Origin of the sequence: Streptosporangium sandarakinum, from assembly GCF_013409935.1 — a bacterium.
Taxonomy (GTDB): Bacteria; Actinomycetota; Actinomycetes; order Streptosporangiales; family Streptosporangiaceae; genus Streptosporangium; species Streptosporangium nondiastaticum.
In genome coordinates this window covers 276997-292264 of the sequence record NZ_JACCCO010000002.1, presented here as the reverse complement: position 1 = coordinate 292264, position 15268 = coordinate 276997, and the positions used below count along the sequence as shown (strand labels likewise).

Genomic DNA, 15268 nt, shown 5'->3' with positions numbered 1-15268 from the left:
ACGGCTCTCCTCTCCTACCGCCTACCGGGTTAGCTGACGGGTTCGGGCGGGAGAGAGCCCTTCCACCGAAGTGGATTCACCCCGGGTGCGGTGGTTCCCCGGCTTCCGGGCGACGCACCCGGAATTAGGCATATCGGACATAAAGTCCAATGGGTGAGGATAGCAATGGTAAACGGATGGTCACGCGACCCCGTTCCGTGACCGGCCGCCGATCACCCCTCGGCTCACCCCTCGGCTCACCCCTCGGCTCACCCCTCGGCTCACCCCTCGGCCAGGGACCGCAGGCGGCGGGCCGTGTCCTCCGGCAGGACGTCGTTCACGAAGGCGCCCATGGCAGACTCCGACCCGGCCAGATATTTCAGCTTGTCGGGCGCCCGGCGGATGCTGAACACCTCCAGGTGGGCGTACGACAGGTCCCGGCCGGTGTGCACCGGCGCCTGGTGCCAGGCCGCCACGTACGGCAGCGGCACACCGAAGAGCCCGTCCAGGGCGCGAAGCACCCGGGTGTACAGGGGGCCGAACGCCGCCCGCTCGTCGGCCTCCAGCGAGCCCAGGTCGGGCACCCGGCGATGGGGGTAGAGGTGGACCTCGACCGGCCAGCGCGCCGCGGCCGGCACGAACGCCGTCCAGTGCTCGTTGGCGGCGACCACGCGGACGCCCGCCTCCCGCTCGGCGGCGAGCACGTCGGCGAACAGGTCGCGCCCGGTCCGCCTCCGGTGCCGCTCGGCCGCCCGCAGGGACAGCCGGGTCCGGGGGGTCACGTAGGGGTAGGCGTAGATCTGGCCGTGCGGGTGGGCCAGGGTGATGCCGATCTCGGGGCCCCGGTTCTCGAAGCAGAAGACCTGCTCCACCCCGGGCAGCGCCGACAGCTCCGCCGTACGGTCGATCCACGCCTCCATGACCAGCTCGACCTGCTCGGGGGAGAGCCGGGAGAAGGAGGAGTCGTGGTCGGAGGTGAAGCACACCACCTCGCACCGCCCGGTCCCCGGGCGGACCTCGCTCAGCCCGCCGACGGGGGCGGTGCCGACCGGCTGGCCGGAGAAGGACGGGAAGCGGTTCTCGAAGACCACCACGTCGTAGTCGGACGAGGGGATCTCGGTGAGCCGGCCGGGAGCCGAGGGGCACAGCGGGCACTCGTCGGCCGGCGGCAGGAACGTGCGGCTCTGGCGGTGCCCGGCCACCGCGATCCACTCCTCGGTGAGCGGGTCGTAGCGCAGCTCGGAGGCGGGGGGACGGGGCGGCAGGTCGCGCAGGTCGGCCGCGCTCCGGTCGGCGTCGTCCCGCCGGTCGAAGTAGAGCAGTTCGCGGCCGTCGGCCAGGTGGGTGATCGTGCGTTTCATCGGGTCGCCGTCTCGTTCCGCTGGTGGGGGTCGGTGATGATCAGTTCGCCCACCCGGGCGGCCAGCTCCTCGCGGGCCTCCTCCGGCAGGCCGGGATCGCTGACCACGACGTGCGCCTCGGCCAGCCCGGCGATCGTGCTGATGCCGACCGTGCCCCACTTGGTGTGGTCGGCGGGCACCACCAGCCGGTGCGCCGAGGCGACCAGCTCGCGGTCGGTCTCGGCCTCCAGCAGGTTGGGCGTGGTGAACCCGGCGCGCACGCTCATCCCGTGCACGCCGAGGAAGAGGGTGTCCACGTGCAGCCCGCGGATCGCCGCGACCGCGACCGGGCCGACCAGCGCGTCGGAGGGCGTGCGGACGCCGCCGGTCAGCACGACGGTGCGGTCGGCGCGGGGGGAGCGGTGGAAGACCTCGGCGATCCCGATCGAGTTGGTGATCACCGTCAGGTCGGGCACGTCGGTCAGGAAGTGGGCGAGCGTCCAGGTGGTGGTCCCGGCGGAGAGCGCCACGGCCGTGCCCGGCCGTACCAGCCGGGCCGCCCGCCGGGCGATCGCCTCCTTCTCCGGCTGCTGGCGCGCCGACTTGGCGGCGAACCCCGGTTCCTCGGTGGATCCGGGCCCGGCGACGGTGGCGCCGCCGTGGACCTTCGCCACCAGCCCGCGCTCCGCCAGCACCTCCAGATCCCGGCGGATCGTCATGTCCGACACCCCGAGCTCGCGCACCAGGTCGGCGACCCTGGCCCCGCCGCTCGCGCGCACCCGCTCCAAGATCGCCTGCCGCCGCTGCTGGGCGAGCATTGACCACCCCTTAAATCACCAGATTTCAGCAAATTACCACAACCATGATGGTTGGAAGATGTTGGAACCTGGTGGGGATGATGCCCGCCTGTCTCACCTGTCCTGTCCGGCGGCCCCGTACCGCGCCGGGCACCGGCCGGGCGCACGGCGGGCGGGTCCGGTCACCGGCCAGCGGCGGGCGGGAGCGGTCCGAACGGATCTAGTCGTCGTCTCCGTCGGACTGTGGCGGGCGGCCCCAGGCGGCCAGGAGGCGGGTCTGCGCGTCGGTGCCCGCGGGCGTCGGCCGCTGCTCCCCGATGACCCCGGCCTGCCGGTAGCCCTTCTCCGCGTCGGCGAACCAGGCCGCGCAGGCGTCGACCAGCTCCGGGTCGAGCCGTTCGTCGGCGCCGACGGCCCGGGCGAGGTCCCAGGTGTGGATGAGGACGTCGGCGAACAGCTCCGCGACGTACTCGCCGCCGGGCACGTCACCGAACGACAGGTGGGCGACGCGGGCGAGCGCGCCGTCCTCGAACACCGCCTGCACGGCCGCCGTGGCGGAGGTGTCGAACGCCTTCAGCGCGTCGTCGCCGAGCATGTCGCCGTCCAGGGCGTCGCCGACCTCGCCCACGGTCCGGCCGGCCAGCAGCAGGGGGACCCAGCGGTTCTCCCTGACCACGTGGTCGACCAGGGTACGGACGTCCCAGTCCACGCACGGGGTGGGAAGCCTCCACTGCCCGGGCCCGATCCGGTGGACGAGAGCGCCGAAGGCGTCCAGCGCTCGGCGGTAGGCCTCGCGTGTGTCGATGCTCATCATGCCCTCCCCGATCCTCACCTCGACCGTAACTCCCGCGGGGACGAGTAGTCATCGCCGTCCGCGGGCACGGCCCGGGCGGGACCGGGGGAAGGGATCTCAGGGCAGGCGCTGCTCCACCCAGACGATCTTGCCGTCCGGGGTCGGGCGGGTGCCCCAGCGGTGTGCGAGCCAGTTGATCAGGTGCAGGCCGCGGCCGGTGTCGTCGTCGCTGCCCGCCTCGCGCATGACCGGCCGCGCCGGGGAGCGGTCGGCCACCTCGCACACCAGCGAGGGACCGCGCAGCAGGCGCACCTCGACCGTGCCCGAGCCGTGCTTGATGGCGTTGGTGACCAGCTCACTGATCATGAGCTCGGTGGCGTCGGCGATCGGGTCCAGCCGCCACTCGGACAGCGTCGCGCGCACGAGACGGCGGGCCCGGGCGGCGGAGCGCGGGTCGGGGTCGAGCGTGAGCTGCGCCAGATCCTCCTCGCCCAGCCGGCGCACCCTGGCCAGCAGGAGCGCGATGTCGTCGCGCTCGTGCCCGGGCCGCTGGGCCTCGATCGTGAGGTCGCAGACCGCCTCCAGGTCCTGGTTCTGACCGGCCAGCAGGTCGCAGACCATGCCGATCCCCTCGTCGATGTCCCGGTCGCGGCTCTCCACCAGGCCGTCGGTGTAGAAGGCGAGGACGGCGTCGTGCGGCAGGACGAGCTCACGCATCTCCGTCGGCTCGTTGCCGATGCCGAGGGGCGGCCCCGGAGGCAGCTCCAGCGGCTCGGCCCCGCCGCCGGGCCGTACCAGGATCGGAGGGACGTGTCCCGCCGAGGCGATCGCGCAGGTCCGCGTGACGGGGTCGTAGGTGGCGTAGACGCACGTCGCGATCTGGGTGCCGTCCAGGTCCTGGCTCATCCGGTTGAGGCGGAACAGCACCTCGGCGGGGGTGAGGTCGAGGCTGGCGAGCGTGCGGGCGGCCGTGCGGAGCTGGCCCATCGTGGCCGCGGCCCTGATCCCGTGCCCCATCACGTCGCCCACGACGAGGGCCACCCGGCATCCGGGGAGCTGGATCACGTCGTACCAGTCGCCGCCCACCCCGACCAGGTCGCTCGCGGGCAGGTAGCGGGAGGCGATCGTCAGGCCCAGGGGCTGCTGGAGGTCGACCGGGAGCAGGCTGCTCTGCAGGGTGAGCGCGGTGCGCCGCTCACGGTTGTAGAGCCGGGCGTTGTCGAGGCAGACGGCGGTCCTGGCCGCCAGCTCCTCGGCGAGGTTGATGTCCTGCTCCTCGAACGGCTCGCTGTCCGGCCTGCGGGTGAAGACGACGAAGCCGAGCACCTGGCCGCGCGCCTTCAGCGGCACGACCAGGAACGAGCTGTCCTCCAGCACCCTGGCCACCGTCTCGCGCTTGGCGAACCGCCCGATCTCCTCGGAGGTACGGCGGCCCAGCCGGGGATAGAGGATCGGATTCCCGGTGGCCATGCACCTGGCGTACGGCGTCCAGGCGTCGTAGACGACGACCTCGTCCACCGGGAACGCCTCGGCGTACTCGCCGGGCGAGGAGCTGGCCACCCCGACCGCGATCCGCCGGACCGGCACCGACCCGTCGGTGGCGCGCTGGGGGGACTCCCCCTCGGCCACCAGCCGGTCCTGCACCAGGATGCCGGCCGCGTCGGCGAACCGCGGCACGGCGACGTTCATCAGCTCCCTGCCGGTCTCGAACATGTCGAGGGTGCTGCCGATCCGCTTGCTCGCCGCGTTGAGCAGCGACAGCTGCTCGTTCATGGAGGCGGGGCTGCTCATCCGGGGGATCGCGGTGGCCGGGTCCTTGGTGACGAAGCGGCGGTTCACGCGCCCCGCCGGAGGGGAGCCGGGGTCCGCCGGGTGGCCGGGCCGCCCGTGGGCGCGTTCCCGGACCGTCCGCCGGGTCTGGCGGGCACGGTCGTGGGCGGACAGGAGGGTGAGAGGCGCGCGGCGTGGGGGAGCCCGCTGTGCTCACCGCTGATGATGACGCCGTCGGACCTCGTCACGTTCCCCTCCACGAACTCGGCTACGTCCAAAGAAGAATGGTAAGGAACGATCTAGGGTCTAGGCTCATTTTTGCCGGAGATTTCGGATTATTCACCGTATGAGACTTGTGACGCCTGTACGGCGCGGCGCGACGTTTCACGTCATGTGACCCCGTAGGCCGGGCGCCTCCGACGGGAGCGGGACCCGGGGCGGGCCCCGGGGCGCCACGCGGGTCTTCACCGTTCCGGTGTTCCCGCGGGCGGATGAGCCGCACGGGTTCCCGAACCGCAAGGAGCCGGCGGGGTGGGGCACGCCTCGCCGCGGGTGGCGCTGATCCGCTGGTGCGCGACGCGGGGCCGGGACGAGGCGTCATCGCTCATGCCTTCGGGCCGGTGCCCGGGGCGACGGCCGAAACGAGAGAACAAAATCTGATGCGCGATGCGGGCGGCGTGAAAGCAGCGGGCGGAAAACAAGTGGAAATCGAGAAGGCCAGGTCACGCCGTACGGTGTGACCTGGCCTTTCTCGTTCGGAGCGGACGACGGGAATCGAACCCGCGTAGCCAGTTTGGAAGACTGGGGCTCTACCATTGAGCTACGTCCGCACGAGCCGGTGCCGGTCTGGTCTAGACTTCATCCGGTCGTCAGGGCGTAATCGTACCGGAGTTCCGGAGCGTGCGCGCACTCGGCGAACCGGGGTGTGGCGCAGCTTGGTAGCGCACCTGCTTTGGGAGCAGGGGGCCGCAGGTTCAAATCCTGTCACCCCGACAGCGGGCCAGGGGCCGATCCGCATGGATCGGCCCTTTCCCATGGGCGCGGGGCCCGGACGGTCGCATGGAGCCCGTGTGGGCGCGAGGTCCGCGCGGCCCGGCCCGCGCGCCGAGTCCGGAGGGTCGCGGGGCCGTGGATCCCGCCGAGGCCGCCGGGCCCCGTGATCCCCCGGTCCGGGTCAGTCGGTCCCGCTGAAGACGGCCCAGACGGCCTTGCCGCCGCGGGCGAGGTGGTCCCATCCCCAACACCTGCTGTAGGTCTCCACGATGTAGAGGCCGCGGCCGTTCTCGGAGATGAAGTCGGGCTCCTTGGGCGTGGGCGCCTCGTTGCTCGGATCGGCCACGGCGAGGACGACGTGCGCCGAGATGCGCATCAGCATCAGCGTGATCGGGGTGGTGTCGACGCGGACGGGCGGGCACAGCGCGTAGCGGACCGCGTTGGTCACCAGTTCCGAAACCACTAGCGCTGCGTCATCGCTCAGTTCCGACAGACCCCAGTGGCGCAGCGTCGAGCGGGTCACGTCCCGCGCGGTCTTGACGGAGTCGGCCTGAGGGGAGAGCGGGCACGCCGTCGCGTCGGAGCCGTCGAGGCGGTCGGCCACGAGGAGGTCGTCGAAGCTGACCTCGCGGGTCGCCCGCAGGTAGTCGGTAGCCGATTCTGGCTCCTCAACCATCCTGCCGGTGCCTCCCGCCGCCATTGCCATCTCCGTACCGCCTGTGAATTGTCAGAGCTTGTGCACCTTAAGCCCAATATGCACTAGGCCATCATGAGTCACCCGGCCGCCCCCTGCAAGACCCAAATGCACGTGCAGTTGCAGCGTGCAGCCGCATCGCCGATTCTTACGGGATGCTCGGTGAATCGGACACGGTGTCGGGACCTTGTCAGGAAGGCCGGAAGTGATGACACTGTGTGCGCTGGCCCAACTGCACAGGGAGGCGAAGTGACGCAGATCCACCCGGGATCGGGTCCGACAGCTCTGCGTATCCTTTTGGGCTCCCAACTACGCCGGCTCCGTGAGGCCCGGGGCCTCTCCCGCGAGGAGGCGGGCCATCTGATCCGCGGCTCCGAGTCCAAGATCAGCAGGATGGAGCTCGGCCGGGTCGGACTGCGGGAGCGCGACGTCTCCGACCTGCTGACCTTCTACGGGGTCGAGGACGAGGAGGCGCGCTCGGCGGTGATGGACCTTCTGTCCCGGGCCAACGAGCCGGGCTGGTGGCACCGCTTCAACGACCTGCTGCCCTCGTGGTTCCAGACCTACGTCGGACTGGAGGAGGCCGCCTCCCGGATCCGCACCTACGAGGTCCAGTTCGTGCCCGGGCTGCTCCAGACCAGGGAGTACGCCAGGGCGGTCATCACCGCGGGAAGCGCCGGCGTCGGGCCCGAGGAGATCGAGCGCCGCGTCGACCTGCGGATGGAGCGCCAGAAGGTGTTCGACCGGCCCGACGGGCCGTTCTTCTGGGCGGTCATCGACGAGGCGGCGCTGCGCCGCCCCATCGGCGGCGCCGACGTGATGCGGGCACAGCTGGAGCACCTGCTGGACCTCATGCGGCGGCTGAACGTCACGATCCAGGTCATGCCGTTCAGCTTCGGCGGCCACAGCGCCGAGGGCGGCGCCTTCAGCGTGCTGCGCTTCGCCGACCCCGACCTGCCCGACGTGGTCTACGTCGAGCAACTCGCCAGCGCCCTCTACCTCGACAAACGGGAAGAAGTGGACCGTTACAGCGAGGTCATGGAACGGCTGTGCGCCGTCAGCACCACCCCGGATGAGACGACCGACATCCTGCGGCGCATCATCAAGGAGAACTGAACAACCACCGGTCGCTCTGTGGTGCGCGACTGCCCTAGACTGGCCAGCGGCGCTGGACACCCGCCACGGTGGATCATGCCCTCACGGCTTGTATGTCTCGAAGGCTGTGCCCCGCGCCGCTCATGTGGGCGCGGCGCGCGAGCTTGCCGCGGTAGCCGTACGACTTGACGCGCCCGCGATCACTCGAAGCTTGATCAAGGAGATCACCCCGTGAAGACCGCTGTCGAGGAGCTCAGCCCGACCCGGGTCAAGCTCACTGTCGAGGTGCCGTTCGAGGAGCTCGACGAGAGCATGAAGGCGGCGTACAAGAAGGTCGCGCAGCAGGTGCGCGTCCCCGGATTCCGCCCCGGCAAGGTTCCGGCCCGCATCATCGAGCAGCGCTTCGGCCGCGCGGTGGTGCTGGAGGAGACCCTCAACGACGCGGTGCCGAAGCTGTACGGCCAGGCCGTCGACGAGAGTGAGATCTTCCCCGTCAGCCAGCCGGACATCGAGGTCACCAAGATCGACGATGGCGAGCAGGTCGAGTTCACCGCCGAGGTCGACGTCCGCCCGAACTTCGACGTCCCCGACTACCAGGGCATCGAGGTGACCGTCCCGGTCGCTGAGGTGACCGACGAGGACATCGAGGCCCAGCTGGACGGCCTGCGCCAGCGCTTCGCCACGCTGACCGGCGTCGAGCGCCCCGCCGCCAACGGCGACTACGTCGTCATGGACCTCGCCGCCGCGATCGACGGCGAGAACATCGAGGAGCAGCAGGCCAACGACGTCTCCTACGAGGTCGGCGCCGGCTCGGTGCTCCAGGGCCTCGACGACGCCCTGGTCGGCATGTCCGCCGGTGACGTCAAGGAGTTCACCACGAACCTGGTCGGCGGCGAGAACGCCGGCGAGGAGGCCGTGGTCACGATCACCATCAAGAACGTCAAGGAGAAGGTCCTCCCCGAGCTCGACGACGAGTTCGCGCAGCTCGCCAGCGAGTTCGACACCCTCGACGAGCTCAAGGCCAGCATCCGCGAGCAGGGCCGCCGCAACAAGCTCGTCGAGCAGGTCGTCCAGGCCCGGGAGAACGCCCTCGACGCCCTCCTCGCCCAGATCGACATCCCGCTTCCGGAGAGCGCCCTCAAGGCCGAGGTCGACAACCGCAAGCACAACCTGGAGCACCAGATCGCGGAGAGCGGTCTGAGCAAGGAGGCGTTCTTCCGCCTCTACCAGACCACCGAGGAAGAGCGCTACGCCGAGTTCGACGAGAGCGCCGCCAAGGCCCTCAAGACCGGCTTCGTCCTCGACAAGATCGTCAGGGCCGAGGAGATCGGCGTCAGCGAGCAGGAGCTGACCAACTTCGTGGTGCGCCGCGCCATGCAGATGAACGTCGCCCCGAACGTGCTCGCCCAGCACCTCGCCGACAACGACCAGCTCACCCTCGCCATGGTCGAGATCGTCCGTGACAAGGCCAAGAGCCTCGTCGGCGACGCCGCCAAGGTGACCGACGAGGCCGGCAACGAGGTCGACCTCAAGGCCATCTACGCCGAGATCAACGCCGAGGAGGCCGGCGAGGAGCCCGCCACCGAGGAGACCGCCGCGGAGCAGGCCGACGAGGCCACCGAGAAGTAATCTCGCCGACGCGCACCACGCGGCGCCCCACCGTGCCCGGCACGGTGGGGCGCCGCCGTCTTCGCCGCGCCCCCGGGGAACAGGGCCGGACGGCCCGCGCGGGGCGTCCGGGCGGCGCGGCGAGCATGCGCCGTCAGCGAACAGCACCGGGAGGGGGCATGTCCGGTGGGTGGCGCGCGTTAAGGTCACAAGCAAAGCCACAATCGATTACGACGCATCGGAAGGTGACGCTGTGACCAGCCCGCCGACCATTTACCAGCCGACCGGCTCCGGGCCCGAGTCGATGAGCCAGCCGACCGGCTCGTTCAGGCTCGAAGACCAGCTCTACCAGCGGCTGCTGCGTGAGCGCATCATCGTGCTGGGCACCCAGGTCAACGACGAGATCGCCAACCGAATCTGTGCCGAGCTGCTCCTGCTCGCGGCCGACGACGGCGAGCGCGACATCTGGCTCTACATCAACTCGCCCGGTGGGTCCGTGACCGCCGGTATGGCGATTTACGACATGATGGAATACGTGCCCAACAACGTGTGCACGGTCGCGATGGGCCTGGCAGCTTCCATGGGCCAGTTCCTCCTCTGCGCCGGCGAGCGCGGCAAGAGGTTCGCCCTGCCGCACGCCCGCATCATGATGCACCAGCCGTCCGGAGGCATCGGGGGCACCGCCGCCGACATCGCCATCCAGGCCGAGCAGATGCTCTACGTCAAGAAGACCCTCGCCGAGCGGATCGCCTTCCACACCGGCCAGCCGCTCGACCAGATCGAAGCCGACTCCGACCGCGACCGCTGGTTCACGGCGGAGGAGGCCAAGGACTACGGCTTCATCGACCACGTCGTCCGTAGCGCCCGGCAGGTGCCCTCCACGGGCCCCGTCTCCTGAAGGGGAACAAGGTGAGTGAGTTGATCCGGCCGGGAGACATCAACGGCCGCTATGTCCTTCCCTCCTTCGTCGAGCGCACCTCGTACGGCGCGAAGGAGATGAACCCGTACAACAAGCTGTTCGAGGACCGCATCATCTTCCTCGGCGTGCAGGTGGACGACGCCTCGGCCAACGACGTCATGGCGCAGTTGCTGACGCTGGAGTCGCTCGATCCCGACCGCGACATCAGCATGTACATCAACTCGCCCGGCGGGTCGTTCACCGCCATGATGGCGATCTACGACACGATGCAGTTCGTCCGGCCGGAGATCCAGACGGTCTGCCTCGGCCAGGCGGCCTCGGCCGCGGCGATCCTGCTGGCCGGCGGCACGCCCGGCAAGCGGTTCGGCCTGCCGAACGCCCGGATGCTGATCCACCAGCCCTCCACCGAGGGTGGCGGCCAGGGCAGCGACATCGAGATCCAGGCGCGCGAGATCCTCCGGATGCGCACGCAGATGGAGGAGATCCTGTCGCGGCACACCGGCCGCTCGGCCGAGCAGATCCGCAAGGACATCGAGCGCGACAAGATCCTCGATGCCGAGGAGGCGAAGGCGTACGGGCTGATCGACGACATCATCCCGTCCCGCAAGAAGCTGGCCAAGGCCGTAGCTTCCTGACGGGGTCCACCGCACCGGAACGGTGCCTAATTGGGCACGTTCCGGTGCGACTCGCCGCCAGGGGGCTCACTGAGGGCCCAGAAGACGGTAACGTCGAAACCTGAGCGGGATGACTTTTCGCACCGGGTATCGGGCCGGTCGGAAGAAACGGACCGCGGAAGCCAGGGCGGTCCCACGCAAAGGAGTATCTGGGGTGGCACGCATCGGCGACGGGGGAGACCTGCTGAAGTGCTCTTTCTGCGGGAAGAGCCAGAAGCAAGTCAAGAAGCTCATCGCCGGACCCGGCGTATACATCTGCGATGAGTGCATCGATCTCTGCAACGAGATCATCGAAGAGGAGCTCAGCGAGTCCTCCGAGCTCAAGTGGGACAGCCTGCCCAAGCCGCGGGAGATCTACGAGTTCCTCGACGCCTACGTCATCGGCCAGGACCAGGCGAAGAAGGCCCTGTCGGTGGCGGTCTACAACCACTACAAGCGGGTGCAGTCAGGCGACCGCGGCCGCGACGACGGCCTGGAGCTGGCCAAGTCCAACATCCTGCTCCTGGGCCCGACCGGCTCGGGCAAGACACTGCTCGCCCAGACGCTGGCGAAGATGCTGAACGTGCCCTTCGCCATCGCCGACGCCACCGCGCTGACCGAGGCGGGCTACGTCGGCGAGGACGTCGAGAACATCCTCCTCAAGCTGATCCAGGCCGCCGACTACGACGTCAAGAAGGCCGAGACCGGCATCATCTACATCGACGAGGTCGACAAGATCGCCCGTAAGAGCGAGAACCCGTCGATCACCAGGGACGTCTCCGGGGAAGGCGTCCAGCAGGCCCTCCTGAAGATCCTGGAAGGCACCACGGCGAGCGTGCCGCCCCAGGGCGGGCGCAAGCACCCGCACCAGGAGTTCATCCAGATCGACACCACCAACGTCCTGTTCATCTGCGGCGGCGCCTTCGCCGGCCTGGAGAAGATCATCGAGTCCCGGATCGGCCGCAAGGGCATCGGGTTCAACGCGATCATCCACTCCAAGGACGACGTCGACGCCTCCGACATCTTCAAGGACGTCATGCCGGAGGACCTGCTGAAATTCGGCATGATCCCCGAGTTCGTCGGCCGCCTCCCGGTCATCACCAGCGTCCACAACCTGGACCGCGACGCCCTGATCCAGATCCTCACCGAGCCGCGCAACGCCCTGGTGAAGCAGTACCGCCGGCTGTTCGAGCTGGACAACGTCGAGCTGGAGTTCAGCGACGACGCCCTGGAGGCCATCGCGGACCAGGCGATCCTGCGCGGCACCGGCGCCCGCGGCCTGCGGGCCATCCTGGAGGAGGTCCTCCTGTCGGTGATGTACGAGGTTCCCTCCCGCCAGGACGTGGCGAGGGTGGTCATCACCCGCGAGTCGGTTCTGGAGCACGTCAACCCGACCCTCGTGCCCCGCGACCAGCTCAACAAGCAGCAGCGCACGCCGCGCGAGAAGTCCGCGTAACCCGCGGCCGCCGCACCGGCCGCCCGTACGGCCCGGCGACCGGCGATCCCGCACCACGACGCCCCCGAGGGAGGAATCCCGCGGGGGCGTCCTCCGTTCCGGCGCCGGCCCGCTCCGGGCGATCCGGCCGGGTGAGAGACGGTCCCGGAAAAGCCTGGAGCATCGACCACCCGGACTTCCCTAGAATTGGACACCGTGACGATGCCAGATCTGCCCACCCAGTACACCCCCGCCGACGTGGAGACCCGGAGCTATGAGCGCTGGGTATCGGAGGGATACTTCACCGCGGACGCGAGTAGCGGGCGCGAGCCGTACAGCATCGTCCTGCCGCCGCCCAACGTGACCGGGGTCCTGCACATCGGTCACGCCCTCGACCACTCGATCCAGGACGCGCTGACCCGCCGCGCCCGCATGCGCGGCCAGGAGACGCTCTGGCTGCCGGGCATGGACCACGCGGGTATCGCCACCCAGAACGTCGTCGAGCGGGAGCTCGCCAAGGAGAGCCTGTCCCGCCACGACCTCGGCCGCGAGGCCTTCGTCGAGCGCGTCTGGCAGTGGAAGGAGGAGTCCGGCGGCCGGATCCTCGGCCAGATGCGCAAGCTCGGCGACGGCGTGGACTGGACGCGCGAGCGCTTCACCATGGACCCCGGTCTCTCCCGCGCGGTTCAGACGATCTTCAAGAGGCTGTTCGATGACGGGCTCATCTACCGCGCCGAGCGCATCATCAACTGGTGTCCGCGCTGCCTGACCGCGCTGTCGGACATCGAGGTGGAGCACAGCGAGGACGAGGGCGAGCTCATCTCGATCCGGTACGGCGACGGCGAGGACTCCATCGTCGTGGCCACGACCCGGGCCGAGACCATGCTCGGCGACACCGCGGTGGCCGTCCACCCGTCCGACGAGCGCTACGCCCACCTGGTCGGGCGCGAGGTCGAGCTCCCGCTCACCGGGCGCCGCATCCCGGTGGTGGCCGACGAGCACGTCGATCCCGCCTTCGGCACCGGCGCCGTCAAGGTCACTCCGGCGCACGACCCCAACGACTTCGAGATCGGCCGCCGTCACTCGCTGCCCTCCCTGGCGGTGATGGACGAGCGCGGAGTGATCACCACGCACGGCCCCTTCCAGGGGCTCGACCGCTTCGAGGCCCGTCCCGCCGTGGTGGCCGCGCTGCGTGAGCAGGGCCGGATCGTCGAGGAGAAGCGCCCCTACCTCCACTCGGTCGGTCACTGCTCGCGCTGCAAGACCGTGGTGGAGCCGCGGCTGTCCCTGCAGTGGTTCGTCAACGTCTCGCCCCTGGCCAAGGCCGCCGGTGACGCCGTCCGCGAGGGCCAGACGAAGATCCACCCGCCGGAGCTGGCCAAGCGCTACTTCGACTGGGTCGACGACATGCACGACTGGTGCATCTCGCGCCAGCTCTGGTGGGGCCATCGGATCCCGGTCTGGTACGGCCCGGCCGGAGAGGTCGTCTGCGTCGGACCCGACGAGGAGCCGCCCGCCGGATACGTCCAGGACCCCGACGTCCTCGACACGTGGTTCTCCTCGGGTCTGTGGCCGTTCTCGACCCTGGGCTGGCCGGACCGCACGCCGGAGCTGGAGAAGTTCTACCCGACCTCCGTCCTGGTCACCGGCTACGACATCCTGTTCTTCTGGGTGGCCCGGATGATGATGTTCGGCCTCTACGCGATGGACGGCCGCCCGCCGTTCCACACGGTGGCCCTGCACGGCATGGTCCGCGACCAGCACGGCAAGAAGATGTCCAAGTCGTTCGGCAACGTGGTCGACCCGCTCGACTGGGTCGAGCGCTTCGGCGCCGACGCCACCCGGTTCACGCTGCTGCGCGGCGCCAACCCCGGCTCTGACGTGGCGATCAGCGAGGAGTGGGCCGGCGGCTCCCGCAACTTCTGCAACAAGATCTGGAACGCCACCCGCTTCGCCCTGATGAACGGCGCCGCGGTCGGCGAGCTTCCGGTCGACGAGCTGACGGCCGCCGACCGGTGGATCCTCTCCCGGCTCCAGGAGGTCGTGGCGGAGGTCGACGCGGCCTTCGAGGACTTCGAGTTCGCCAAGATCTCCGACATCCTCTACCACTTCGCGTGGGACGAGGTCTGCGACTGGTACGTCGAGCTGGCCAAGATCCAGCTCGCCGCGGGCGAGGAGCACACCCGGCTGGTGCTCGGCCACGTCCTCGACGCGCTGCTCCGGCTGCTCCACCCGCTGGTGCCGTTCGTGACCGAGGAGCTGTGGCGGGCTCTCACCGGCGGAGACTCCATCGTGGTCGCGCCGTGGCCGACGGTCCAGGAGTCGCTGCGCGACTCCTCCGCCGAGGAGGAGATCCTGGCCGTCCAGGGTCTGGTGACCGAGGTCCGCAGGTTCCGCTCCGACCAGGGGCTGAAGCCCGGCCAGCGCGTCGCCGCACGCCTGTCACTCACCGGTACGGCTCTCTCCCCGCACGAAAGGGCCATCCGCGCGCTGCTCCGGCTCGATGAGCCGTCGGAGTCGTTCTCGGCCACCGCCCGTCTCGACGTGGGCGGCATCGTGGTGGAGATCGACACCGCGGGGACGATCGACGTGGTCGCCGAGCGCAAGCGGCTGGAGAAGGACCTGGCCGTTGCCCGGAAGGAGGCCGCGCAGGTGGCTGCCAAGCTGGGCAACGAGCAGTTCATGTCCAAGGCCCCCGACGAGGTGGTCGCCAAGGTGCGCGCCCGCGCGGCCCAGGCCGACCAGGACATCACCCGGCTCACCGCGCAGTTGGCCGCTCTCCCGGCCGGCTGAGCCCGCGTGCCCGAGAGCCCGGAGCCCGATCGGGCTCCGGGCTCTCGGGGTTTAGGGAGCGTGACGGAGGGAATACCTGACTGTTCCATGAAGTTGGTCATCAAGGCCCGGAAGGGCTGCTAGAGTTTCTTCCCGCGGGGCGCGTCCCCGCGACTCTCTCTGAACCTGCTCCGCTGGGACGTTCGCGTCCGGGCGGCATCCGGTTGGACAACGACGGGATGTTGGAGTAAGTTAGAGGGGTTGCCCTGGAGACGGGGCGTTCGAGATCCGCTGTGGATCCGGCGGGTGCGGGTCGGCTGACGCGAAAGCGACAGTTTGACACAAACCAGGCGGAACTGCTAGGATTGAGACGCGAAACGAATGCCCCGGAGGGCGGATCGACGATCCGGACCGACGGTG

Annotated in this window: 11 protein-coding genes, 2 tRNA genes and 1 riboswitch; of the genes, 7 read left to right on the top strand and 6 right to left on the bottom strand. The window is 69.7% G+C overall.

Features of this window, described 5'->3' with window-relative positions; all coding sequences use genetic code 11:
• Nucleotides 1–4: 4 nt before the first annotated feature.
• A riboswitch (cyclic di-AMP (ydaO/yuaA leader) is annotated at nucleotides 5–141 on the bottom strand.
• Between the two features lie 119 nt (nucleotides 142–260).
• From galT to HDA43_RS19985, 5 genes are all read right to left on the bottom strand, one after another.
• On the bottom strand, nucleotides 261–1340 hold the full coding sequence (gene galT / locus HDA43_RS20005; protein ID WP_179823945.1) for a galactose-1-phosphate uridylyltransferase: 1080 nt from the start codon (nucleotides 1338–1340) through the stop codon (nucleotides 261–263).
• A complete protein-coding gene (locus HDA43_RS20000) occupies nucleotides 1337–2137 on the bottom strand; it encodes a DeoR/GlpR family DNA-binding transcription regulator (protein WP_179823944.1) in 801 nt (266 codons plus the stop codon). The genes galT and HDA43_RS20000 overlap by 4 nt, the downstream gene beginning before the upstream one ends.
• Nucleotides 2138–2336: 199 nt before the next feature.
• Nucleotides 2337–2927, bottom strand: a complete 591-nt coding sequence (locus tag HDA43_RS19995) for a TIGR03086 family metal-binding protein (RefSeq protein ID WP_179823942.1) — start codon at nucleotides 2925–2927, stop codon at nucleotides 2337–2339.
• Between the two features lie 99 nt (nucleotides 2928–3026).
• Nucleotides 3027–4748: a SpoIIE family protein phosphatase gene (locus tag HDA43_RS19990; RefSeq protein WP_179823940.1), complete on the bottom strand. Its 1722-nt coding sequence runs from the start codon at nucleotides 4746–4748 to the stop codon at nucleotides 3027–3029.
• Between the two features lie 690 nt (nucleotides 4749–5438).
• Nucleotides 5439–5509, bottom strand: a tRNA-Gly gene (locus HDA43_RS19985).
• An 89-nt stretch (nucleotides 5510–5598) separates the two neighbouring features.
• On the opposite strand from HDA43_RS19985, the gene HDA43_RS19980 reads away from it, so the two are divergent.
• Nucleotides 5599–5672: transfer RNA gene (locus tag HDA43_RS19980), tRNA-Pro, on the top strand.
• 181 nt (nucleotides 5673–5853) lie between these two features.
• Here the strand turns inward: HDA43_RS19980 and HDA43_RS19975 are convergent.
• Nucleotides 5854–6348, bottom strand: a complete 495-nt coding sequence (locus HDA43_RS19975; protein ID WP_179823938.1) for an ATP-binding protein — start codon at nucleotides 6346–6348, stop codon at nucleotides 5854–5856.
• A 267-nt stretch (nucleotides 6349–6615) separates the two neighbouring features.
• Between HDA43_RS19975 and HDA43_RS19970 the strand changes: the two genes are divergently transcribed.
• The 6 genes from HDA43_RS19970 (at nucleotide 6616) to HDA43_RS19945 (ending at nucleotide 14869) form a co-directional block, all read left to right on the top strand.
• Complete coding sequence (locus HDA43_RS19970; RefSeq protein WP_179823936.1) at nucleotides 6616–7482, top strand: Sco1979 family transcriptional regulator; 867 nt, start codon at nucleotides 6616–6618, stop codon at nucleotides 7480–7482.
• A gap of 210 nt (nucleotides 7483–7692) precedes the next feature.
• The gene (tig, locus tag HDA43_RS19965; RefSeq protein ID WP_179823934.1) at nucleotides 7693–9090 is read left to right on the top strand and encodes a trigger factor; all 1398 of its coding nucleotides are present in this window, start codon (nucleotides 7693–7695) and stop codon (nucleotides 9088–9090) included.
• A gap of 232 nt (nucleotides 9091–9322) precedes the next feature.
• A complete protein-coding gene (locus tag HDA43_RS19960; RefSeq protein ID WP_308426337.1) occupies nucleotides 9323–9967 on the top strand; it encodes a ClpP family protease in 645 nt (214 codons plus the stop codon).
• Between the two features lie 11 nt (nucleotides 9968–9978).
• Complete coding sequence (locus HDA43_RS19955; protein WP_179823931.1) at nucleotides 9979–10623, top strand: ATP-dependent Clp protease proteolytic subunit; 645 nt, start codon at nucleotides 9979–9981, stop codon at nucleotides 10621–10623.
• Between the two features lie 193 nt (nucleotides 10624–10816).
• On the top strand, nucleotides 10817–12097 hold the full coding sequence (gene clpX / locus HDA43_RS19950) for an ATP-dependent Clp protease ATP-binding subunit ClpX (protein WP_179823929.1): 1281 nt from the start codon (nucleotides 10817–10819) through the stop codon (nucleotides 12095–12097).
• Between the two features lie 201 nt (nucleotides 12098–12298).
• Nucleotides 12299–14869, top strand: coding sequence for a valine--tRNA ligase (locus HDA43_RS19945; protein WP_179826248.1), 2571 nt, complete (start codon nucleotides 12299–12301; stop codon nucleotides 14867–14869).
• Nucleotides 14870–15268: the final 399 nt, after the last annotated feature.

Bases quoted from the DNA above. Each gene is read 5' to 3' on its own strand.
- galT (WP_179823945.1), bottom strand. From the start codon at position 1,340: ATGAAACGCACGATCACCCACCTGGCCGACGGCCGCGAACTGCTCTAC.
- HDA43_RS20000 (WP_179823944.1), bottom strand. From the start codon at position 2,137: ATGCTCGCCCAGCAGCGGCGGCAGGCGATCTTGGAGCGGGTGCGCGCG.
- HDA43_RS19995 (WP_179823942.1), bottom strand. From the start codon at position 2,927: ATGAGCATCGACACACGCGAGGCCTACCGCCGAGCGCTGGACGCCTTC.
- HDA43_RS19975 (WP_179823938.1), bottom strand. From the start codon at position 6,348: ATGGTTGAGGAGCCAGAATCGGCTACCGACTACCTGCGGGCGACCCGC.
- HDA43_RS19945 (WP_179826248.1), top strand. From the start codon at position 12,299: ATGCCAGATCTGCCCACCCAGTACACCCCCGCCGACGTGGAGACCCGG.